The sequence below is a fragment of the Granulicella sp. S190 genome (assembly GCF_009766095.1).
Lineage (GTDB): Bacteria > Acidobacteriota > Terriglobia > Terriglobales > Acidobacteriaceae > Edaphobacter.
Window position 1 is genome coordinate 28,632 of sequence record NZ_LMUD01000047.1, and the last position, 22,728, is coordinate 51,359.

16 protein-coding genes are annotated in these 22,728 nt (G+C 58.6%); 12 read left to right on the plus strand and 4 right to left on the minus strand.

The features are described 5' to 3' along the window. Positions 1 to 28: 28 nt before the first annotated feature. Positions 29 to 640, minus strand: a complete 612-nt coding sequence (locus GSQ94_RS19835; RefSeq protein ID WP_158945637.1) for a superoxide dismutase — start codon at positions 638 to 640, stop codon at positions 29 to 31. 201 nt (positions 641 to 841) lie between these two features. Here GSQ94_RS19835 and GSQ94_RS19840 point away from each other — a divergent pair, with 201 nt between their 5' ends. The 12 genes from GSQ94_RS19840 to GSQ94_RS19895 all read left to right on the plus strand — a co-directional run bounded on the left by GSQ94_RS19840 (position 842) and on the right by GSQ94_RS19895 (position 19,052). Further along, positions 842 to 3,298, plus strand: coding sequence for a glycoside hydrolase family 15 protein (locus GSQ94_RS19840; RefSeq protein WP_158945639.1), 2,457 nt, complete (start codon positions 842 to 844; stop codon positions 3,296 to 3,298). 108 nt (positions 3,299 to 3,406) lie between these two features. After that, complete coding sequence (tkt, locus tag GSQ94_RS19845) at positions 3,407 to 5,404, plus strand: transketolase (protein ID WP_158945641.1); 1,998 nt, start codon at positions 3,407 to 3,409, stop codon at positions 5,402 to 5,404. Positions 5,405 to 5,834: 430 nt separating this feature from the next. Continuing rightward, positions 5,835 to 6,686, plus strand: a complete 852-nt coding sequence (locus GSQ94_RS19850; protein WP_158945643.1) for an oxidoreductase — start codon at positions 5,835 to 5,837, stop codon at positions 6,684 to 6,686. Continuing rightward, entirely contained in the window at positions 6,683 to 7,309 is a 627-nt protein-coding gene (locus GSQ94_RS19855; protein WP_254064016.1) for an HAD family phosphatase, read from the plus strand. The genes GSQ94_RS19850 and GSQ94_RS19855 overlap by 4 nt, the downstream gene beginning before the upstream one ends. A gap of 313 nt (positions 7,310 to 7,622) precedes the next feature. Further along, positions 7,623 to 9,170 carry a glucose-6-phosphate dehydrogenase gene (gene zwf, locus GSQ94_RS19860; RefSeq protein ID WP_158945645.1) on the plus strand — a complete coding sequence of 516 codons (1,548 nt, stop codon included), beginning with the start codon at positions 7,623 to 7,625 and terminating at the stop codon, positions 9,168 to 9,170. Positions 9,171 to 9,314: 144 nt separating this feature from the next. After that, positions 9,315 to 10,112: a 6-phosphogluconolactonase gene (gene pgl, locus GSQ94_RS19865; protein WP_158945647.1), complete on the plus strand. Its 798-nt coding sequence runs from the start codon at positions 9,315 to 9,317 to the stop codon at positions 10,110 to 10,112. Further along, on the plus strand, positions 10,113 to 11,159 hold the full coding sequence (glk, locus tag GSQ94_RS19870) for a glucokinase (protein ID WP_158945649.1): 1,047 nt from the start codon (positions 10,113 to 10,115) through the stop codon (positions 11,157 to 11,159). 123 nt (positions 11,160 to 11,282) lie between these two features. Next, on the plus strand, positions 11,283 to 12,116 hold the full coding sequence (locus GSQ94_RS19875; RefSeq protein ID WP_254064017.1) for a methyltransferase domain-containing protein: 834 nt from the start codon (positions 11,283 to 11,285) through the stop codon (positions 12,114 to 12,116). A 166-nt stretch (positions 12,117 to 12,282) separates the two neighbouring features. After that, positions 12,283 to 14,895 carry a M1 family aminopeptidase gene (locus GSQ94_RS19880; protein ID WP_371417579.1) on the plus strand — a complete coding sequence of 871 codons (2,613 nt, stop codon included), beginning with the start codon at positions 12,283 to 12,285 and terminating at the stop codon, positions 14,893 to 14,895. Positions 14,896 to 15,137: 242 nt separating this feature from the next. Continuing rightward, the gene (locus GSQ94_RS19885; RefSeq protein WP_158945653.1) at positions 15,138 to 15,338 is read left to right on the plus strand and encodes a PExPT-CTERM protein; all 201 of its coding nucleotides are present in this window, start codon (positions 15,138 to 15,140) and stop codon (positions 15,336 to 15,338) included. A 60-nt stretch (positions 15,339 to 15,398) separates the two neighbouring features. Then, positions 15,399 to 17,057, plus strand: a complete 1,659-nt coding sequence (gene xrtJ / locus GSQ94_RS19890) for an exosortase J (protein WP_158945655.1) — start codon at positions 15,399 to 15,401, stop codon at positions 17,055 to 17,057. Positions 17,058 to 17,135: 78 nt separating this feature from the next. Then, entirely contained in the window at positions 17,136 to 19,052 is a 1,917-nt protein-coding gene (locus tag GSQ94_RS19895; protein ID WP_216843146.1) for an NHL repeat-containing protein, read from the plus strand. Between the two features lie 15 nt (positions 19,053 to 19,067). Here GSQ94_RS19895 and GSQ94_RS19900 read toward each other — a convergent pair whose 3' ends face one another. From GSQ94_RS19900 to GSQ94_RS19910, 3 genes are all read right to left on the minus strand, one after another. Next, positions 19,068 to 19,577: a GNAT family N-acetyltransferase gene (locus tag GSQ94_RS19900; protein ID WP_158945659.1), complete on the minus strand. Its 510-nt coding sequence runs from the start codon at positions 19,575 to 19,577 to the stop codon at positions 19,068 to 19,070. Positions 19,578 to 19,648: 71 nt separating this feature from the next. Beyond that, positions 19,649 to 19,924 (minus strand): hypothetical protein, encoded by a 276-nt coding sequence (locus GSQ94_RS19905; RefSeq protein ID WP_158945661.1) that lies wholly within the window; start codon positions 19,922 to 19,924, stop codon positions 19,649 to 19,651. Between the two features lie 26 nt (positions 19,925 to 19,950). After that, positions 19,951 to 22,560 (minus strand): ComEC/Rec2 family competence protein, encoded by a 2,610-nt coding sequence (locus tag GSQ94_RS19910; protein WP_254064018.1) that lies wholly within the window; start codon positions 22,558 to 22,560, stop codon positions 19,951 to 19,953. Positions 22,561 to 22,728: the final 168 nt, after the last annotated feature.

The window sequence follows — 22,728 nt, forward strand, 5'->3', positions numbered from 1 at the left end:
CGACTACACGGTTGTTTATGCGTTGGAGCTACTTTTTGGCGGTGGCGAAGCGCTTGTTGATCTCGTCCCAGTTGACGGTGTTCCACCAGGCGGCGAGGTAGTCCGGGCGCTTGTTCTGGTACTTGAGGTAGTAGGCGTGCTCCCAGACGTCGTTGCCGAGGATGGGATAGTGGCCCTGGGAGAGGGGATTGTCCTGGTTGGCAGTCGTGACTATCTTCAGCTTGCCGCCTTCGAAGACGAGCCAGCCCCAGCCGGCGCCAAACTGCTTCGCGGTGGTCTCGTTGAACTGCTTTTTGAAGTCTTCGAAGGAGCCGAAGTCTGCTTTGATCTGATCGGCGATCGCGCCGGTGGGCTCGCCGCCACCCTTGGGCTTCATGATCTGCCAGAACATGGTGTGGTTGACGTGGCCGCCGCCGTTGTTTTGGACGACCTTGCGAACGTCCTCGGGGATGCTGGCGAGGTCCTTGACGAGCTCCTCAGGCGTCTTCTTGCCGAGTTCGGGGTGCTTCTCGACCGCGCCGTTGAGGTTGGTGACGTAGGTCTGGTGGTGCTTGTCGTGGTGAAGCTTCATCGTTGCTTCATCGATGTAGGGCTCGAGCGCCGCGTAGTCATAGGGCAGTGGGGGTAGTTCGTAGGCCACGGTAGTTCTCCTGTCGTCGTTCGGTATGTCAGTCAGGAGTATCCTGACCGCCTGAGAATGTTCGATGCTGTCCGGAGGGTGCGCGATGCACTCGGGGAGTCGGCACAACCTCCAGAATGATAGCGTACCTGCGGGATTCATCGCTCTTTGATGAAGGGATGTAACTTACTTCGTGGATCTGCGTTCTAATAGGAACCAACAATGAACGATCTGACCTCTGCGTATCGCTGGCTTGATGACGATGGACCTGCCTTTGGCGGTCCCGGGATGGAACCGCGCTGGACTTCGAGCGAAAAAGACGCGGTGTCGACGGCCTACGCGGCCTCGAGCCGGGTGTGGTTCACGGTGTCGCATGGCACTTTGAACGAGATCTATTACCCGACGATCGATCGGCCGCAGACTCGCGATATGGAGCTGCTGTTCACGGATGGCGAGACCTTCTTCCACGAGGAGAAGCGCAACTTCGAGTATGAGTTTCACTACATCGACGAGGCGGCGCCTGCGGTACGGGTAATAGCGAGCGATCTGGATGGAGGATATACGGTGACGAAGGAGTTCATCTGTGATCCGCACCATCCCGTGGTGCTGATGAACGTGAAGATTACTGGAGACGCGGAGATTCTGTCGCGGCTGAAGTGTTATGCGTTGCTGGCTCCCCATTTGAATGGAGGCGGTGCAGGGAACTCTGCACGATCGATCGACGTGGCGGGACAGCGGTGCCTGCTGGCGTGGAAGGGGGAGACGTCGCTTGCGTTCGGCGCCAGCTGCGGTTTCGTGCGTTCTTCCTGCGGGTATGCGGGTACGAGCGATGGGTATCAGGACCTATCTCAGACGATGAAGATGAGCTGGCAGTTTGGGCAGGCTCTGGACGGCAATCTCGCGTTGATGGGGGAGATCGATATTGCGAAGAATCCGGAGTTCACGATTGCGATCTCGTTTGGCGATGGGCATCATTCCGCGATTGCGCAGATGATGCAGACCTTGTCGTCGCCTTACGCTGAGCTGCAGGAGCGATTTCTGGACCAGTGGCGTCGCGTGAGCTCGCCGGCACAGATGGCCAGTGCCTCCACCGATGGCGGCAGGCTGATGGGAATCAGTCAGAATGTGCTGCTGACACACGAGGATAAGACGTATTCGGGTGCGTTTATCGCTTCGGCTTCGATACCGTGGGGAGCGTCGAAGGGCGACTCGGACCTGGGCGGGTATCACCTGGTGTGGACGCGCGATATGGTTCAGACGGCGAGCGCCCTGCTGGCCTGCGGGAGGACGGATACGGCGCTGCGGGCGTTGGTCTACCTGGCTTGTACGCAGAGGCCCGACGGGAGCTTCGCGCAGAACTTCTGGATCGACGGGACGCCTTATTGGACTGGGATTCAGCTGGATGAGGTGGCGTTTCCGATCATCCTGGCGTGGCGATTGTGGAAGCAGAATGGGCTGGGGAACTTCGATGTGTTTCCGTTTGTCGAGCGGGCGGCGGCTTTCCTGGTGGGGTATGCGCCGGTGACGCAGCAGGAGCGCTGGGAGGAGGCGGCGGGGTACTCGCCTTCGACGCTGGCGGCGGTGATCTCGGGTCTGCTGTGCGCGGCGGATATTGCTCGCGATCGGGGATCGATTGAGCTGGCGGATTATCTGGAGACGTATGCGGACTGGATAGAGGCGCATCTGGACGAGTGGACGACGACGACCGAAGGAATTCTGCACCCGGAGATCAAGTACCACTACATGCGAATTCGTCCGCCGGCCAAGGGCGAACCGTTCCACGACGACACCCTGCCTGAAGGTGTGATTCGAATCAATAATCGTGAGCCCGGGGAGAAGAATGAGTTCGAGGCGCGTGAGGTGATCGATGGAGGTTTCCTGGAGCTGGTGCGCTATGGAATCCGGCGAGCGGACGATCCTTTGATCGTCAATTCGTTGAAGGTGATCGACCACTGCCTGAAGATCGAGACGCCGTTTGGAGTTTCGTGGCGGCGGTACAACCATGACGGCTATGGTCAGAAGAAAGATGGCGGCCCGTATGACGGCTCCGGGCAGGGCCGTGCGTGGCCGATTTTGACCGGGGAGAGAGGCCACTACGAGATCTGCGCCGGGTCTGATTTCACGCCTTACATCAAGGCGATGGAGCAGTTCAGCTCGGTTGGAGGGATGCTTCCCGAGCAGGTCTGGGACTATGACGACATTCCATCGCGTGGGATGTACCGGGGGCGTTCCGCGGGTTCGGCGCAGCCCTTGGTGTGGGCGCATGCGGAGTATCTGAAGCTGCTGCGCTCTGCGGCCGATGGCAGAGTGTTCGACCGGATAAAAGTAGTGGAGGAGCGGTACGCGGTGCCGAAGGGGAAACGTACGTTCAGCAACCATATTCAGATCTTCGAGCCTAACCGGGCGATCTGCTCTGTGCATGCAGGACATACGTTACGCATCGTCGAACGAGAGCACTTCCGCGTGGTCTATACGCTGGATCATTGGGCGACGACGCTCTCTCTTAGTTCGACCTCGGTAGGGTTTGCGGGATCGTATGTAGACATACCGACGGAAGGAGACAAGACAGGCGCGATTACCTTCACGCTGGCGTGGCCGGTAGAGGGTCAACCGGAGCGCTGGCTAGGGCGAAATATTGATGTCTCCATTATCCGCATTCCAGCATCTACCAAGGTGTAGAGATGCGGCAGCCGGGTCTCGCTAGTACACTGATAGAGTTTGACCAAATCTTCCAGATTCAGCGTAGTTGACGACGCCGAATCTTCAAAAAAAGAGTAAAGGAACAGAATGAGCGAACAGCAGGATTCGAAGCAGCACGAAATTGACCAGATCTCCATCAACGCCCTCCGTTTCTTAGCCGTCGATGCCGTGGAAAAGGCCAAGTCCGGCCATCCCGGGGCTCCGCTTGGATGCGCTCCGATTGCTTATCTGCTGTATCACAAGATAATGAAGCACGATCCATCGGATCCGAAGTGGATTGACCGGGATCGGTTCGTGCTTTCGAATGGGCATGCGTCTGCGCTGCTGTACGGCGCGCTGCATCTGTCTGGATACGATCTGCCGATCTCGCAGCTGGAGCAGTTCCGGCAGTGGGGATCGCATACTCCTGGACACCCGGAGTACGGCGAGGCGCCGGGAGTTGAGGTGACGACCGGACCGCTTGGACAGGGCTTCGCAATGGCGGTGGGCCTGGCGATCGCTGAACGGCATCAGGCTGCGGTTTATAACCGCGATACGTACAACATCGTCGATCACCACACCTATGTGCTTTGTGGCGATGGCGACATGATGGAAGGCATCTCGCACGAGGCTGCTTCGCTGGCCGGAACGCTGGCTCTGGGCAAGCTGATTGTGCTTTACGACGACAACCTGATCTCGCTCGATGGACCGACAGAGCTGTCGTTCACCGAAGACGTGACCAAGCGCTTCGAAGGCTATCACTGGCATGTGCAGTATGTTGCTGATGGAAACGATCTGGTAGCGATTGAGAAGGCGATTCTTGCGGCTAAAGCTGAGACGACGAAGCCTTCGCTGATTCGCGTGCGTACGGTGATCGGTTACGGAAGCCCGAAGGCCGGCACGAACAAGGTGCACGGCGAGGCGATGGGACCCGAGGCGACGAAGGAGACCAAGAAGAACCTCGGCTGGCCCGAGGACAAGAGCTTCTATGTTCCTGATGAGGCTCGCAAGAACTGGGACACGATCAAGCTGAAGGGCAAGGATCTGCACGCTGCGTGGACTGCGGAGTTTGAGGAGTACGCGAAGGCATATCCGGAGCCGTCGGCGCAGTTTGACCGGACGATCAAGGCCAAGCTGGCCGAGGGATGGGAGAAGAAGATTCCTACGTTCCCGATCGAGAAGCCTATGGCGACTCGCAATGCGGGGCAGGCCGTGATGCAGGCGATTGAGAACGTGGTGCCTGAACTTTTCGGCGGCGCAGCTGATCTGACTGCTTCGACGAAGACAATCTTCAAGGATTCACCGAGTTTTCATGTGGACCCTGCGGGACGCAATGTGTTCTTTGGCGTGCGCGAGTTCGGCATGTGCGCGGCGGTGAATGGCATGGCGGCACATGGCGGATTGATTCCGTTTGGTTCGACGTTCTTTACGTTCTCGGACTACTGCCGGAATGCGCTTCGCCTGGCTGCACTGATGAGCATTCATTCGTTGTTCGTCTTCACGCACGATTCGATTGGCCTGGGCGAGGATGGACCGACTCACCAGCCAGTGGAGCAGTTGATGAGTCTGCGGTGCATTCCGCAGCTCACGGACTTCCGCCCTGCGGATGCGAATGAGACGGCGGCGTGCTGGCAGTTGGCGCTGGAGCGAAAGAGCGCTAGCTTTATGGCGTTGTCGCGGCAGGACCTGCCAACGATCGATGCCGCGATTGCCCGGCCCGGTGCTCGTTTCGGTGCGTACGAGACGGTCTCGTACGGCAAGGATCTGATCCTGATCGCGACTGGGTCCGAAGTTGGACTCGTTACAAAGGCTGCCGAAGAGTTGAAGGCTGCAGGCATCAACGCGACGGTCGTTTCGATGCCGAGCTTCCACATCTACGACGAGCAGAGCGACGAGTATAAGGCGAAGCTGCTTCCGGAGAACACGCCGAAGCTGGCGGTGGAGGCCGGCGCGACGTTGGGCTGGTATAAGTACATCGGCCATAACGGCGCGGTGATTGGACTGGACCGCTTTGGCGCCTCGGCGCCTGGGCCGATCGCTCTCGAGAAGCTAGGCTTCAGCGTTGCGAATGTAGTGGCCCATGCCAAGAAACTGGTGAAAAAGTAGACGGGAAGGCGGGGCTTATCGCCCCGCCCTTTCACTCTCTGGCAATAAATTCCGCGTCTATGGCAATTTGGCTCATGGTGTAGAAACTGCAAACGCAGATTCCCTTCGGGAATGACAAACAAAAAAGTTTTTTAGGAAATGGCAAACAAAAAAGCGAAAGCGACTCTACATCAACTGCGGCGTTGCTCTAACTTAAGTGTGACTACGACTCCTTTTGCGCCTTTGGAGTCCGCCTGCGCATCTTATTTTGAATGCCGATTTGGACCCGATGACGGGCTTCCGACTGAGTTGGTTGCAGGCGTATCAAGCAACATGGACCGGTTAGAACGGGAGCCGGGTCAAGCAGCGGCAGCGACGCAGGGTGCGCTGGACGGATAGTTTTCTTTCATGGGCTCGGGATAAGAAACGCGGTTTTGGAGTTTGGAAGATCATGGCTCTATCGATTCAACGTGTCTGGTTCATTACGGGAGCATCTACGGGCTTTGGCCGTTTGCTCGCCGAAGAGGTACTGAAGTCGGGCGGGAAGGTGGTCGCAACTGCCCGCAAGCTGGAAAAGGTCGCCGATCTTGAAAAGAAGTATCCGAAGACTGCCAAAGCGCTGGCGCTGGATGTGACTGACGCTGGTCAGGTGGACTCTGCGGTGACGCAGGCGATCGCACAGTTCGGGCAGGTGGATGTTCTTGTCAATAACGCGGGCTATGGCGTGGCCGGCGCGATTGAAGAGGTTTCGGAAGATGAGTTTCTGCCGATGTTCGAGACCAATGTCTTTGGCCTGCTGAAGGTGACGCGAGCTTTTCTTCCTCAACTTCGCAAGCAACGCAGCGGGCACATTCTTAATCTTTCGTCGATCGGTGGATTGATCGGCAGCCCGGGGGGTGGGATGTATAACGCGACGAAGTTTGCGGTCGAGGGGCTTTCCGAGGCGTTGGCGGCCGAACTTGCCCCGTTGGGCATTCGGGTTACGGTGATTGAGCCGGGGCCGTTCCGTACCGACTTTCTGGGCCGCTCGGGCGTGATCGCAAAGACGAAGATCTCCGATTATGACAACACAGCTGGCAATATGAGGAAGTACTTCGCGGAGAATGACGGCAAGCAGACCGGCGATCCGTTGAAGGCAGTTCAAGCGATGATGGAGGTGGTCGAATCTCCGAATCCTCCGCTCCATCTTTTGCTGGGCCGCAGCGCGTTGCAACGCTTCCGAGGCAAGCTCGACAGCTGGCAGAAGGAGATTGCCGCGTGGGAGCAGGTGACGGCTGGGGCAGATTTTCCGGAGGGTGAGTGAGTTCTTCGTCGCACATCAAGACGATCTTCTGGGACATCGGCGGAGTTCTGCTCACCAATGGGTGGGACAGGGGCCAGCGAACAGAGGTGCTGAAGCGGCTCGGTGTGGATTTAGCAGACTATGAAGCGCGTCATGAAGAGGCGAACTACTTCTGGGAGCGCGGGCTGTCGACGGCGGAGCACTTCTTCAACCAGACGGTGCTGAACCAGAATCCGAATCTTACATTTGCGGAGCTTTGGCCGCAGGTTTGCGCGGAGAGCAAGATTCTGCATCCCGGCAGCCTCGATGTTCTTGGCGAGCTTGCTTCTTCCGGAAGGTACCACCTCGCCACGCTGAACAATGAGAGTCGCGAACTGAATGAGCATCGGCTGGATGCCTTTCGGCTGCGGCCATTTTTCGATTACTTTATCTGCTCCGGTTACGTGCATGAGATGAAGCCGCATTCTGGCATCTATCAAGCGGCGATAGAGATCTCTGGGCATGTCGCGGAGACAGCGCTTTTTATCGATGACAAGGTGGAGAACTGCGATGCTGCGGCAGCGTTGGGCATGCAGACGATTTGTTTTGAATCACCAAAACAGCTTAGAGCTGAGCTTGCGCAACTGGGCTTACGGGCCGCATAGGGAAGGGAAGATCGATGGAACGGGGAGTTACCGGATTCGGTAAGATGGCTTCAACAGGGCAGAACGGCTTCGTCTGGCGGGTTATATGCCGGTGAGCTTCGACTGCAACCTGGAGGCGTCTGCGAAGCTTAACGGTAATGACTTTACCGACCGCATGATCTGGATTACGCGTGAGGCCTTGGTGGTCACGACGTGAAGAAGTTGTAGTTCTGGTGGACGTGCGCTTGAGTTTGACGCGCACGTACCTTGAATTTCATAGCCTGACGAGTTTTATCGGTCGGCACAGCATGGAAGGTTTTGTAAGGAGCAGATTATGAGCACGAGCACAGTACCAGTTGGCGTATCGGCAGCAGCGGCGGACGCCGCCAAGAAGGGTGAGCGGATTCCTGAGCCCTGCATCGTTGTTATCTTTGGCGCTTCGGGCGATCTAACGAAGCGCAAGCTTTTGCCTGCGCTCTATCACCTGGATCAGTCAGGTCTCTTGCCGAAGGATTTTGCGGTGGTGGGCGTGGCGCGTCGCGACCTTAGCGCGACGTTCGGGCCCGATATGAAGGACGGAATTCTGAAGGGCGGCGGCGTGGAGGAGAGCGATCCTAAGCTTAAGCCGTTTATGGACCGGATCTCCTACTTCGCCACTGAGTTTGACGACGACGCGGGCTTCGACAAGCTAAAGGCTCACCTCGCAGAGCTGGATGGCAAGTTCAACACCAAGGGCAATCGGCTTTTCTATTTGGCGGTCGCGCCGGAGTTTTTCGCCGATATCACGCGCCGTCTAGGGAAACATGGCATGGCGAAGCCTGAGGCCGGGGACAAGCACTGGATCCGGGTGATTATCGAGAAGCCCTTTGGCACCGATCTGGAGTCGGCGCGCAAGCTGAACGATGAGATCAACGACGTGCTGGAAGAGGATCAGATCTTCCGCATCGATCATTATCTGGGTAAGGAGACGGTGCAGAACATCCTCGTCTTCCGGTTTGGCAACGGAATCTTCGAGCCGGTCTGGAATCGCAACTTTATCGACCATGTCGAGATTACAGCGGCGGAGTCGATCGGCATTGAGGGGCGTGGGCCGTTCTATGAGAAAGCCGGTGCAACTCGCGACGTGCTGCAGAATCATGTGATGGAAGTGCTTTCGTTCGTGGCGATGGAACCACCGGACTCGTTTGAGGCCGGGGCGGTGCGTACAGAGAAGCTGAAGGTCTGGCGTGCGATTGAGGGTATTCCGATCAACAACGCGGTGCGAGGACAGTACGGACCGGGCAAGGTTGATGGCAAGGAAGTAATTGGTTATCGGCAGGAGGATCGCGTCTCGCCGACTTCGAGCACGGAGACCTTTGCGGCGATTCGGCTGGAGATCGAGAACTGGCGTTGGGCGGGGGTTCCGTTCTACCTGCGGGCTGGAAAGCGGCTTGAGAAGCGGGTAACAGAGGTGACGATTGTGTTCAAACAGCCACCGTTGCACCTGTTCAAGTCCAATAGCAGCGAGGATAATATTGCGCCCAACATCATCAAGATGCGAATTCAGCCGGACGAAGGGATCTCTCTGCAGTTTGGCGCGAAGATGCCTGGGCCGACCACGAATCTGGCGCAGGTGAACATGGCGTTCAGCTATGCGGATGCGTTTGGGAAATCGTCAGCGAACGGCTATGAGCGGCTGCTGCTGGATGCGATGCTGGGCGATGCGACTTTGTTCGCGCACCGCGACGGTGTTGAGGCGACCTGGGCGCTATTTACGCCGATTCTGGAGGCTTGGGCCAAGGTTGAGGGTAAGCACTTTCCTAACTATGCGGCGGGCTCCGAAGGTCCGGATTGCGCGGACGAGCTGCTGGCGAAGGATGGCCGGAAGTGGCAGAAGCTGTAGTTGAGTAGCGGTCTGGCACGCTGCGGGTTGAATATCTTCAGCGTGCCGGATTTTCTGCAGGTGTATCCAATGTTTGTCGAACTCCGGAGCGGCTTTGGAGTTCGCTGGTTTCAGTTTTTTACTTCTATTTTCTTGTGAGATCTTATGCCCCGTCCTGTATCTGTTACATACCGTGCATTGCCAACACCGATGGACACAGCCCGTGCCGGGGCGCAACTGTTTACCGACGTGGCGGTGAAGGCCGCTGCTGCCAGGGGGTTGGCGCGAATTGCTATCTCTGGCGGCACTACGCCCAAGACGATGTTCGGCCTGCTGGCGAATCCGGCCGAGCCGTTCCTGAAGCAGGTTCCGTGGGACAAGCTCGACCTTTACTGGGTGGATGAGCGTTGTGTGCCGCCTGATAATGTGGAGTCGAACTACCGGATGACCAATGAGGCGCTGCTCTCGAAGGTGCCGCTGACGGCGGAACGGGTGCACCGGATGGAGGGCGAGCTAGAGCCTGAGGTAGCTGCGGCGCGGTACGAGTCCACGATCCGGAACAGCTTCAAACTCGAAGGCGCGGAGACGCCGACCTTCGACCTGGTGCTGCTAGGCATGGGCGACGACGGGCATACGGCTTCGCTGTTTCCGCACACCGAGGCGCTGAATGAGATGAGTCATATCGTGGTGCCAAACCACGTTCCGCAGAAGGATACGTGGCGGATTACGCTGACCTGGCCGGTGATCAACCAGGGCAGGGAGGTGGCGTTTCTGATTGAAGGCACGGGAAAGGCGCAGGTTCTGCACGATGTATTTCTGGGCCCTTACCAGCCGGAGGTTCACCCGTCACAGTTGATTCGCCCGGCCAGCGGGCAACTGACCCTCTTGCTCGACTCGGCTGCAGCGGCTAAGCTGCCTGAACCGGCGAATTCCGGTTCGACCGGCACTTTGGAGCTTAAATAGATGATTCTCGCTGGGGACGTTGGCGGAACGAAGGTTCACCTTGCACTGTACGACTTTACCGATGGGCGGCTGCACCCGATCCGCGACCAGAAGTTTCCTGCGCATGAGTTTGCGAGCCTGGACGATGTAGTGAACAAGTTTCTTGCCGGCGATGGCTCCGATGAAGCTAAAGGAGGCGACATTCTGGCCGCCTGCTTCGGTTGTCCGGGGCCTGTGCGCGATGGACGCATGAAGCTGACGAACCTACCGTGGACGCTGGATACGCGCGATTTGGTGAAGTCTCTCTCGATTCCCCATATCTCCCTGATCAACGACCTAGAGGCGAACGGCTATGGCATCCCCGAGCTTGCACCGGAGAGCATCTTTACGTTGCACGAGGGCGATCCGGAGGCTAGTGGACATGCAGGGTTGATGGCTGCGGGGACGGGTCTGGGAGAGGCGTTGCTGATCTGGGATGGGAAGAAGCATCGTCCGATTCCGTCAGAGGGCGGACACTGTGACTTTGCGGCGCGGACAGACCGCGAGATCGCGCTTCTGCAATATCTGCGCGGTACGTTGAAGGGTCGCGTGAGCTGGGAGCGGGTCGTCTCCGGTCTGGGGATCAAGAATATCTACGCCTTTCTGCGGGATGTGGAGAAGATCGATGAGCCAACGTGGCTACGCGACCGCATGACCGAGGAAGACCCGAACGCGGTGATCGGGGAGTGCGCTGAGGATGGTTCGAGCTCATTGTGCTTTGAGACGATGAATCTCTTCGCGGCAGCTTATGGGGCCGAGGCCGGCAACGTGGTGTTGAAGGTGCTTGCAAACGGGGGGATGTATCTTGGCGGAGGTATCGCTCCGAAGATGCTGAAGACGCTGAAGAACGGCAATTTCATGCAGGCGTTTATCGATAAGGGACGGCTTTCGCTTGTACTGGAGTCGGTTCCGGTTCGTGTGATCCTTGACGATACCTGCGCTTTGCTGGGAGCGGCGGCGTATGCGGAGGCGCGGGCGTCGGAATACTCCGGCTACTCCGAGAGGGCGGCTTCGCTTCAATCCTCGTAGTTGCGTCGGAATGACCTGAAGCGTGGTTGGTGATTATCGCTTTTCCGAGGATTATCTCGTCGTAGTTCCCGGCTTAGTTTTAAGAGGTTTTTTCTCAAGCGGTTATACTGATCGCGGATCATCTTGTCGATTACACCTATCTCGCCGGTCGAAGTCTCGTCGCAAGAAATTCTCAATGCCTGTTCTCCTTCAGACCAGGTTGCCGACACTTCGCTGGCAGCGACTCGAGCTCCTGCGCTAGCTGGAGCGCTCGATTTCTCCCGGCGTGCCGATCTGATTGAGATGATGGACCAGCCATGCTCGTATGAGGAGCTGCGAGCTTGCCTGCACGATATCGCCCGCGTGAACCGACTGACGTTTGCGCAACGGCCTACTCTCGGCTGGCTTGCGGAGCTGGTGGCAGCGCATCCTGTCTCCGGCGCTCCGCTGCGCATCGTGGATGTTGGCTGCGGCTATGGGGATACGCTGCGAAGGATCGACCGGTGGGCTGCGAAGCGCGGCGTTGCTGTGATGCTGACGGGCATCGACCTGAATCCGGATGCGATTCGAGCGGCCCGTGAAGCGACTTCAGCGAATCAGAAGATTGAGTGGCTGGTAGGAGATGCGCTGGCCGACCACACCAAAGGGCCGATTGACGTCGTGATCTGCTCGCTGCTGACCCACCACTTAACCGATTCGCAGGTGGTGCTGTTTCTTCGCTGGATGGATCAGACAGCGCGGCGGGGGTGGTTCATCGACGACCTCCATCGCAAACCGGTGCCATACCACCTGTTCCGGTTGTGGGCGCGTCTTTCGAACTGGCATGAGTTTGTGAAACACGACGGGCCGGTGTCGATCCGACGCAGTTTTGTTGCGGAGGACTGGCAGAGGTTGTGCGCCGGCGCGGAGATCGCTGCGGACACTGTGTCCATTACGGAGCATCGACCGGCGCGGCTTTGTGTGGGGCGCATCAAGTAGGGCGGAACCTGCCATGGGCTAACGGTGTGCCCGCAAGACGGACTCGTGAAGTATGAAATTGATCTTTGGTTTTGAGGCCCTTTTCATGTTTGTTCGTACCGCTGTTTCTGCCTTTTTTGCTTTTGCACTTTCTCTTCTCGCAACCCCTGGAGCTGAGGCACAGCGATTGCCTTCAGGTGTCCATCCCGAACACTACAGTCTTACGATTACGCCGGATTTGAAGAGTGCGACCTTCACTGGCGAAGAGACGATCGATGTCGTTCTGGATGCGCCTGCCAAGAGCATTACGTTAAATGCGGTGGAGATTAAATTTGGCGAGGTGAAGGCTTACGTTCTGCCGGTTGCCGCTTACTCTTATGGCAAACTGGGCATCCAACCGAAGCCGCTGAGTCCGCTGGATTCGGACCGGCATCCGCAGATCGCGACGACCATGCTCGATGCGAAGAAAGAGCAGGCCAGCTTTACGTTTTCTGAAGAGCTGCCTGTGGGCACAGTTACGCTAGCGATTCGATACACGGGGGTGCTGAACGATAAGCTGCGCGGGTTTTATCTTTCGAAGACGAAAACCCGCAACTACGCGGTGACCCAGTTTGAGCCGACGGATGCGCGGCGGGCGTTTCCCAGCTTCGATGAGCCTTCGCTGAAGGCAACCTACGACATTGCGATGGTCGTCGATCGTGGCGATACCGCGATCTCGAACGCGAACATGATCTCGGATCAGGCGGGGCCGATTGCGGGCAAACGTACGCTGCGGTTTGCGACGACGCCGAAGATGTCGAGTTACCTGGTTGCGTTTCTGGTGGGCGACTTCAAGTGCAGCGAGGGCAAGTCGGATGGCGTGCCGATTCGTGTCTGCTCGACTCCGGATAAGGTAGGGCTGACGAAGTTTGCGCTGGAGTCGGCGAAGTACGTTCTGCATTATTACGATACTTACTTTGGCATTAAGTACCCGATGCCGAAGCTCGATATGGTTGCGCTGCCGGACTTTGAAGCCGGGGCGATGGAGAACTTTGGGTGCATCACCTATCGCGAGGCCGACCTGCTGGTGAATCAGAGGACGGGAAGTATCACAGGGAAGAAGCAGGTGGCCGTGGTTGTGGCGCATGAGATGGCGCACCAGTGGTTCGGCGATATGGTGACGATGCAGTGGTGGGACAACCTGTGGCTGAATGAAGGATTCGCGAGCTGGATGGAGACCAAGTCCGTGGCGGTGTGGCATCCGGAGTGGAACTTTCCGCAGGATGATGCCCAGGAGCTGAACGACACGCTGAACTTCGATGCGACGAAGACCACGCGAGCCATTCGCGCGACGGCGAATACGCCCGATGAGATTAACGAGATGTTCGATGGCATCGCATATGGCAAGGCCGGCGCGGTGATCGGCATGGTGGAGAACTACCTGGGGGCGGAGGTGTTTCGCCAGGGGGTGCATAACTACCTGCAAGCTCATCTGTATGCGAATGCTACTGCGGAGGACTTCTGGGGCGCGCAGACGGCGAACTCGCATCTGCCGGTGGACAAGATCATGTCGAGCTTTGTGACGCAGCCGGGAGTGCCCCTGTTGACGTTTGCGGAACGGCAAGCGGGAGGTGTGCCGGTGATGCAGAGCCGGTTTTATCTTTCGACCGCCGAGTCCGGTCGTTCCCTCGAAGGAAGAATGCCGCAGTGGACGGTTCCGGTTTGTTTGAAGACGAATGGGCAGCCGATCTGCCGGGTGCTCGGGAAGGAAGATTCAAGCGTACCGCTGCCGATGGATATCGGCTTGCCGGTGTTCTATGCCAATGCCGCTGCGAAGGGATACTACCGCACGGCGTACACGCCTGCGCAGTTCAGCGCTATCAATGCGAAGGCAGAGAGTTCGCTGACTCCGCCGGAGCGGGTGGGTCTGGTGGGTGATCAGTGGGCGCTGGTGCGCTCAGGGCAGGCTTCGGTGGGAGATTACCTTGACCTGGTGCTGGCACTGAAGGGCGATCCCAACGCGGCCGTACTGGATACGGTGCATGAGGAGCTTAAGAGGATTGATTCGAGTATTGCGAGCGATGAAGATCGCGATGAGCTGGCAGCGATACTGAGGCGTGAGTTCGGGCCGGTGTATGTGGGGCTTGGCAGTCCGGCGAAGAAAGAGTCGTTCGACCGCCAACAACTTCGCGGTACGTTGTTCGAGCTGCTGGGAGAGGCGCGAGATCCGGCTGTTCTGGCCCAGGCTCAGCGGCTGACGGGGCGGGTCTTCGCGGGGAACAATGCAAAAGACAGGACGCTGGACCCTACCCTGGTGGATGCAGCGGTGGAGTTGAGCGCTGGCGTAGGGGATGCATCGCTGTACGATAAGCTACTGGCGGTGAGCAGGAACTCCGGGGATCCGGCGCAGCAGACGGCTGCCCTGGGACTGCTGGCGAGGTTTCGCGACTCCTCCCTGGTAAGCCGCACGCTCGACCTGATCGCCTCGGGGGAGATTCGCAACCAGGATAGCTGGACCATGCTGACGACGCTTCTGCGTAACCGCGAGACACGCGACCAGGCGTGGGAGTACGTGCGACATCACTGGGAGAGGGTGCAGGCTCAACTGACGGTGTCTTCGGGGGCCGAGGTGGTGGGCGCGACAGGATCCTTCTGCACGGTGAAGCGACGCGAAGAGGTGGATGAATTCTTCTCCGTCCACAAGGTGGAGGCTGCGGAACGGACCCTTGCCAAGGCGGTTGACAGCATCAACGATTGCATCGAGCTGCGGGCAGTTCAGGAGCCGAAGCTTCATGCCTGGTTGAAGCTGCAGGCGAAGTGAGCTGTGCAACTTAAGTATCCGCAGGTCAACACATAGTTGAGGGAGGCACCTGTTGTTCCGCGTCCAGGGCCAAGTCCTTTGTGCCATATCGGGAGGTGGATCGAAGAGGGCGAGGAGAGAAGCGGGCAGAGCTTTGTGGATGGGCAGGGAATCGACAGAGTACCCGAAAGTGTTAGGAAGTGGAAGGCATTCTGCGTTGACTTTCAACTTTTGTAACGGTACCTTCCCAATTGAGGACACCAATGAAAAAAACCTGTCTAGTAGTCGCTTGCATCGCTCTCCTCTCCTCCGTCGCGCTCCCTTTGTACGGTCAGGTTGATACCGGCGGTTGTGTGAACTCTCCAGAAAATCCAACAGCTATTCTTGCCGTTGTAGGCTCAGCCGGTGCATTTTTCGTCTCAGTTCGTGCCCGCATCAAGGCTCGTCGCAGCTCGTCCAAGTAAGACTGTATTGGGATCGGCCACCTAACACTCTCCTGGTGCGCTGTCCGGATTGAAACCTGAATGCCAACTTTACCTGCAAGCGCTGAAGTCAGCCCACTCCAATCGGCTGGAGCGGAAGGGATAGGCTTGTCCCGAGCCGCAGGACTTGCTGCGTTGATCGCGGTCCTCGGCCTGTGTACAGTCGCCTCGACGGTGAATGCGTTGTGGTTTCTGTGGACTACGGACGCGCTTAAGTCGATCGGTATGTTCATCCCGCTGGTCAGCTTTGTGCTGGTGCTGCGGGCGTGGCGTTCGCTTGGGTGGGAGACAGAGGGCAGCTGGTGGGGACTCGTCGTGCTGGTGGTTACGGCTGCGGTGGTTCATGTTCGCGATCAGGCGATTCTGGTGTTTGTTTTTTCTCCGAAGTGGTCGGTCTATATCCCTCCTCACTCGCTGGTGGCTTTTGCGTACGGGGCTGGGGTCGTGCTGCTGTTTGGCGGAACACGCTTGTTTCGTGCGGCACTGTTTCCGCTGATTCTTCTCTGGTTCGTCAATCCGATTCCTCACATCTTCAACGTATTCGTCGATCTGCCGTTGCAGCGTGCCTCGGCGCATGTGGCGCGTGGGTTTGCGATGGCGTTGGGCCAGCCGCTGAGCCCGGACCAGTTGCGGCTAATGTTCACGCCGCAGTTCGGCATGTTTATCGCTCCGGGATGCAACGGCATTCGCGGAGCCGTTACGATGGGCTTCATCGCACTGATTGCCGGCTACGTCTATCGCTTCCGCTGGTATGCCCATGCCGGGGTTGTTGCCGGCGCGGTTCTGCTCGGGTACGTCTTCAACTTTGCTCGGCTCTGCATTCTGGTTCTGTACTACCTGGTTGCATTGCGCTTCCCTTCGCTGCAAAACAAGGCAGAGATGGGGGATTATGTTATTGGCGCCTGCCTCTTTCTTCTTGGTACTTTCCTGTTGTTCCATGTCGTCCGCCGGCTGAGCGAATCGCCTGACCAGATCAAGCCTCCTGTGCTGTCTTCTTTGTCTACCGGCGCGAGTGCGGGATCCTCCTTCTATTTGCGCTTTGCGGGAATGCTGGCGCTGGTGTTGTTCAGCGGCTATGGGGTCGCACGCGCCTATGTGCAGACGCATAGCGGTAGCTACGCCGCCGAAAGAAAGATCGAACAAGATGCGCCGGGTCAGTTCCCTGCACAGATCGGGAGCTACCGCCTGACGCGCATGTGGAATGAGAACATGTTCGCTGGCCCATTGATCTTTCATTGGGCGGAGTACACTCCAGCCGATGGAGGAACTCCTATCGCGGTTGGCGTGTCTCCTGTGCTGGGCTCGCACGACACGCTGATCTGCCACTCCGCGCGTGGAGAGGATCCGATCTGGCGGGATCAGCTTACGATTCCTACCGCCTCAGAACCGATCAGCTTTTCCGGCTCTCTGTTCAACGATGGCGCTACGCAGTCTCTGGAGGCGACTACTATCTGTAACGGAGGCTCCTGCGGAGAGTACTCCAGCGACCGTACTCACTTCGGATTCGTCTACAGCAAGCCCACTTCGCACTCTCTCCTATCGCAAGATGTCCAGCGGCCGATCCCGATCCTGTTGAAGGTAGAGACGACCAATACGACGCTGCCGGCGGAGAAGGCTCGCCAGCAGATGACAGCAGCTCTTCGTTCGTTCCTTGCCTCGGCCGATCTGGCCGGTCTTACGCAACCTTACCGCCGGCAATAACTGCGGTCACCCTTCGATCTTCCTGGCCCCTTCGTGAACTTATTCTTACGCAGCTATCAGAGACTTTGCATCGCGGCGATGGCCGGTGCCCTGGCCTGTTCGCTCGCTGGATGCGGCGGTGGGACGACTGCTGTAACTCCTCCGCCTGTCACGCCGCCACCTGTAACACCGCCGCCAGTGACTCCACCGCCTGTTACACCTCCCCCTGTGACTCCGCCTCCAGTCACCCCTGGTTCGGGCGTGAGCTTTACCGGAACGGCGATGGCAGGTAAAGCTCCAATTGTTGGAGCGACCGTACAGCTTTACGCGGCCGGGACTACAGGAAATGGATCAGCTTCCACGGCGTTGCTTACCAGTACGCTGACTACAGATGCGGCTGGAGGCTTTACGGCTCCGGCTGGTTACACATGCCCGCTGACGAGCTCGCAAGTTTATGTAGTAGTTCATGGGGGGCAGGTAGGTACTGCTGCCGATAATCCAGCCATTACGCTGACTAGCGCACTGGGAGCTTGCGGCGATATCGCAGCTTCGTCCTCGTTTGTCGTCAACGAGGTCACGACGGCGGCGAGTGCCTGGGGTCTTGCACAGTTCTTTGGTGCCGATGCCAATCTGGGGGCGACTTCAACGAACGCCCAGGGGCTGGCCAATGCGGTGGCCACGGTTGCGAATCTTGCTGATCTCACAAAGGGATCTTCGCCGGGTGCGGCATTTCCAAACACGGGTTCCTCCCCAGCTGCGAAGATCAATGCTGCCGCCGATCTGCTGAACAACTGTACGGGTGCAGCCTCAGGTTGCGCTGCGCTCTTTTCCGCAACGACACCGAGCGGTGGGACGGCTCCTGCCAACACGCTCGATGCTGCGCTGAATCTTGTGCGCAACCCCGGAAGCAATGTAGCTGTGTTGTGGGCGCAGCTGTCTGCGCCTACCGCGCCTTTTACGCCTCTGCCTACTGCTGAGCCCGCGGACTGGACGCTCCTCATCAACTACGGCGGAGGTGGGATCAAGCAAAGTACGCTGACGAGTAGTGGAAGTTCGCCGTCAGGTCTTGGCGTGGATGCAGGCGGTAATATCTGGGTCGCTAACTACGGTGGTGTCGTCTCGAAGTTCTCACCGACGGGAGCGCCATTGTTTCCGGCCGGCATTACCTCTGGGGGTCTGTACGACTCGGATGCGCTAGCGGTCGACGCGGAGGGCGATGCGTGGGTTCCCAACGACGGAAGTCCCGGAGTCAATGGCGGCTTCGGTACGGTAACGGAGCTGAGCTCAGCGGGACAGCCTATCTCCGGCACGACGGGATACTCGACTGGAGGGATCAACTATCCTACGTCGATTGCGATCGATACCAATGGAACAGTGTGGGTGCCAAACTATGGGAACTCGACGATCACGTTGCTCTCAAGTACCGGCCAGCCGTTGTCGGGCGCGACGGGATACGCCTCGAAGCAGTTCAGCTTCCCAGTAGCCGTCGCGATCGATGCGAACCATGACGGCTGGGTGGCAAACACCAGCAACGATACGGTCAGCAAGGTCTCCGCTGACGGCACCCAGGTGACCAGCTATGCCTGCTGCCTTGGGCCGGATGGCATCGCCGTCGATCAGCGCGGTTTTGTATGGGTAGCAAATGAGCGCGGCAACAGCATCAGCGAGCTGGCTAACGATGGAACTATCGTTTCCAGTGGCTACAGCGACAACAAGGCGAGTATCTTTGCGCCTCAAGGGCTGGCTATCGATGGATCGGGTCACGTCTGGATCGCGAATCTGCATGGTCCGTCGATCACAGAGCTGGCAGGATCGACTGCTGCTTCGCCGGGGCAGATTCTTTCGCCGACCGCCGGTTATGCGGCGGACTCCGGTTTCACCGAGGCGTTCGCCATCGTGGTGGATGCCAGCGGCAATCTGTGGGTGACTGACTTCAACAACAATACTCTTTCAGAGATCGTTGGGTTGGCGACGCCGGTAAAGACTCCTGCGCTGGGGCCGCCTCAGACGCCCTAGCTTTCGAGTGGTGCGCTAGCTGAGGAGCAGTCGCTTTTCGTAACAAAAGAAACGCAGGCCGGGCCGAAACTCAAGGCCGATCTCTCCGGCGAGCAAGTACCCCAGCTTGGGAAAGAGCCGCTGCGTGGCTTCGTTCTGCGTATTGGTATCGACACGCAGCACGGTGATGCCGCGGTCGAGTGCGACCTCTTCTGCTTTTTGCATCAAAGCTCCGGCTACTCCGAGTCCACGAGATGCGGGATCGACGGCCAGCCGATGGACTACGATCGCAGGTTCGTGGATGTCCCAACCCACCTGAAGGTAGTCGGACTCTTGATCCATGGTAATCGCGGCTACACCGGCGATGCGATCATCTTCCGCGGCGACCCATAACTGCTTCAGGTCAATGTCCCGCTGAAAGACAGCGTCGTTAGGATAGGTGTCGTCCCACTGTAGGTTTCCTTCTGCGCGCATCAGGGGGACGATGCGTCGCATCAAGTCCATCAGCGCCGCAAGATCATCGCATGTGGCAAGCCGAATCTGCATCGTCTTTCCAGCGTATCAGGAGCACTGGAGCGACGGGACGCGCGGAGACAACGCGCGCGGCGGCGATTGCACTACATGATTCGAAAGCGTTCGCGCATGAGACGCTGGAAACGGGGACGCCAGATCAGGTCGTAGGCCAACTCCTTGCCGGGGAACATGGCGAGTGCAGCCTTTCTGCTGTCCGCGATCATCTGGGCTGCATCGTCTACTGTCAGGGACCCGTCCTGCGCGATTACCTGCATCACCATGTTCATCATCATCTGCAAGCGCCGAATCAGTTTTTGTTCCTCGGCTTGCTCGTCTGTACGGATCGCAACGACTTCAGCATTTGGCCCATTCAACTCCATCGAAACCTCCCGATCAAGTCAATTCCTTATGGATTAGACGCATCAACCAGCTCACGGATTTCTCCAGCGCGCCCCAGCAGAAAGGTGGTGAGGCCGAACTCATCCGTTCGATACAGCTTAGCCCGAGCCTCTGTGATTCGCTCGATCACTTCGTAGCGGGGGTGACCAAAGGTGTTCCCCTTGCCGACCGACACGACAGCAGCTTTGGGAGAGGCCGCACTCAGAAACTCCTGGGTGGTTGAGGTGCGACTGCCGTGATGGCCGACCTTCAAAAGTGTCACCGCTGCCACTCTGCCGTGAGCGAGCATGGCGCGCTCGCTGGGCGCTTCGGCGTCGCCCTCCAGCAGCACAGAGGCGTCGCCGTACTGCATTCGCATCACCAGCGAGTCGTTGTTTATCGGCTCTCCCGAGTTGGTGTAGCCGGTCTCCGGCGCAAGCACAGTTACCTGCGTCCCTCCCCAGGCAAACTGAGCGCCTGCATAGAAGTGGCGCACGATAACGCCGAGTTCGTTCGCTTCCGTCAAGAGTTCGCGGTAGGATTCGGAGTTGGGATCGATGCTCACCCATAGCTCGCGGGGGCGAAAGTTTCGCATCACGGCAGGCATCCCTCCCATGTGATCGCTGTGGGCATGGCTCAGCGCAAGGACATCGAGATGGCGAAATCGCCTCGACCAGAGATAAGGAGAGACGACCTCCTCGCCGACGTCAAAGCGGCTTGTCGCCTCGGCGGCTTCGGTGACTCCGCCGACAGGGCCGCCTGCATCGATCAGCATAGTTGCTCCGTCTGGACTGACAAGGAATATTGAGTCGCCCTGCCCGACGTCGATCGCCGTCACCTCCAGCTTACCCGGGGAGACGATTGCGCGCTCCGGCCACAGGACGATCAAGGCCACCAGCGGCAGTAGGACAACCGTCACCCACGCACCTCCGCGAGATCTCCGCACCGCCCAGCAGCAGAAAGCCCATGCGGCGACTGCTAGCAATGCAATCCACCACGCTGGTGCCGGGACGCGCAGGTCGGCTGCGTGCACCGCGCTGACGCGGCCGATGACGCCGGTGACTCCGTGAAGGAGCAGCGCTGTCAGCGCGCCTGGAAGGAGTGCGGCCCAGGGGCTGAGGAGGGAGGCACAGAAGGTGACGACCGCGGTAGGAGCGAGAATCGCTACCAGGGGCACGCTTAGCATGTTGGTAGGGACGGCAAACATGGTGGCGCGATGAAAGTAGACCGCCATCGGCAGAACCATCACCAGCTCTGCCACTACGCCTATCAGCGACAACTCCAACGCCCATAGGCTGTAGCGGATGATCGCAGGCAGCAACCCTCTGGACCAATGGCCAAGCACGTTGGCGACGGCCTCGCTTCCTATGCGTAGCATCAGTCGAAACTGCGCCACGGGTGGAGGAAGGCTTGCGTCAATCCACTTGTCCCACAGATTCTCCGCGGCGCGGGCATAAGGCAGAAAGCTGCGCTCTCCTAGAGGGATCGCGATGCCCCCAATTGCGATGATGGCAAGGAACGTCATCTGAAAACTGGCTTCAAACAAAGCGTCTGGAGACAGCACTAATACAGCCATAGCCGCTGCACCCAGAGCGTTCAATACGTTGCGGTCGCGCGAGAGCAGCCGGGCGAGGAGAAAGACCGCCGTCATGAAGAGGGCACGCTGCACCGGTGCGCCGAAGCCCGTCAGCAGAGCGTACCCAAACGTCAGCGCGATGGTGAGCAGAGTTGCCAACCAATCACGCAACTTCAGCCTTCTAGCCAGCCAGAAGACGATGCCGGCCAACAGGCCGACATGCATACCCGAGACGACAAAGAGATGGAAGGAGCCGGTGCGCTCGAATCCCACACGCTGCGATTTGTTCAAGCCTGCACGGTCTCCGAAGAGCATCGCATTCAGCATTCCGGCGTCGTCCGGGCTCAGTCGCAAGACGCTGGGCAGGCTGCGATTTGCGCGGGAGTGGACGTAGCCAAGTACGCGCCCGGAGGCCCAGCTTTGTGCTGCGAAGATTCTGCACTGCCACTGGGCCGCCCGATCAGAGGTCATCGTGTTGGCTGGATTGAGTACGGAGAGCTTCGAGGATCGGACGCTGGCATGTGTGCCAATCCCTTGCGCCAGAAGGTAGTCGGCATACTGCCATGCTCCGGGGTCGCGATAGTACTCGGCGACCTTCATTCGCATGGGAGCCTGCACGAGGTCGCCGCAGTGCAGCGTTGGGAGAGTGGAAGAGACCGCGGCATTCGGAAGTTTGTCAGGGATAACGTTGATGCGTACGCCGCCCTGCACGGGCGCCATCCATGCGATATCCGGCGTCACCTCTTCTACAGAATCAACCTCGATATCGACCGAGAGCGCACCAACGGTTGCTGCCTCCTCATCCGCTTCTTTTTCAGGCCACCAGCCGCCTTCTTTATCTTCATCAGAGCTTTTCTGTTGAGGAGCGAGCTCACGCACTCGTACTACGCGGCCTCGAACCTGCCGGCTTAGTCCGTCTGCGTATGCCTTCAGTGCATGTTGCGTCGGCGCGGCTGGCTGCACCTCGGCGCAGAGAAGCCCCACTGCGATCCAGACTGCAGCGAGAGGGAAGAGAGCTGTCCGGAGCGACCATCGCAGGCTCACGAGAGTTAGAACGGCCAAGAGAAATAGAGCGAGGAGCAAAAGGATCGTTGGCGCATGGTTCCGCGCTATCACCTCACCCATTGCAAAACAGCACGCCGCTGTGAGAAGAGGAGCTCTTCGGAACTCGAGCGCAGGGACACGTGCGACTGCCTTCGGCCAAAGTTCAGGGTTCGGCTCGTTTACTCT

Excerpts from the sequence above, each read along its gene's own strand:
- GSQ94_RS19885 (WP_158945653.1), top strand. The coding sequence starts at position 15,138 with ATGAAAAAAACCTGTCTAGTAGTCGCTTGCATCGCTCTCCTCTCCTCC.
- zwf (WP_158945645.1), top strand. The coding sequence starts at position 7,623 with ATGAGCACGAGCACAGTACCAGTTGGCGTATCGGCAGCAGCGGCGGAC.
- tkt (WP_158945641.1), top strand. The coding sequence starts at position 3,407 with ATGAGCGAACAGCAGGATTCGAAGCAGCACGAAATTGACCAGATCTCC.
- GSQ94_RS19895 (WP_216843146.1), top strand. The coding sequence starts at position 17,136 with ATGGCCGGTGCCCTGGCCTGTTCGCTCGCTGGATGCGGCGGTGGGACG.
- glk (WP_158945649.1), top strand. The coding sequence starts at position 10,113 with ATGATTCTCGCTGGGGACGTTGGCGGAACGAAGGTTCACCTTGCACTG.
- GSQ94_RS19905 (WP_158945661.1), bottom strand. The coding sequence starts at position 19,924 with ATGGAGTTGAATGGGCCAAATGCTGAAGTCGTTGCGATCCGTACAGAC.
- pgl (WP_158945647.1), top strand. The coding sequence starts at position 9,315 with ATGCCCCGTCCTGTATCTGTTACATACCGTGCATTGCCAACACCGATG.
- GSQ94_RS19850 (WP_158945643.1), top strand. The coding sequence starts at position 5,835 with ATGGCTCTATCGATTCAACGTGTCTGGTTCATTACGGGAGCATCTACG.
- GSQ94_RS19840 (WP_158945639.1), top strand. The coding sequence starts at position 842 with ATGAACGATCTGACCTCTGCGTATCGCTGGCTTGATGACGATGGACCT.
- GSQ94_RS19900 (WP_158945659.1), bottom strand. The coding sequence starts at position 19,577 with ATGCAGATTCGGCTTGCCACATGCGATGATCTTGCGGCGCTGATGGAC.
- xrtJ (WP_158945655.1), top strand. The coding sequence starts at position 15,399 with ATGCCAACTTTACCTGCAAGCGCTGAAGTCAGCCCACTCCAATCGGCT.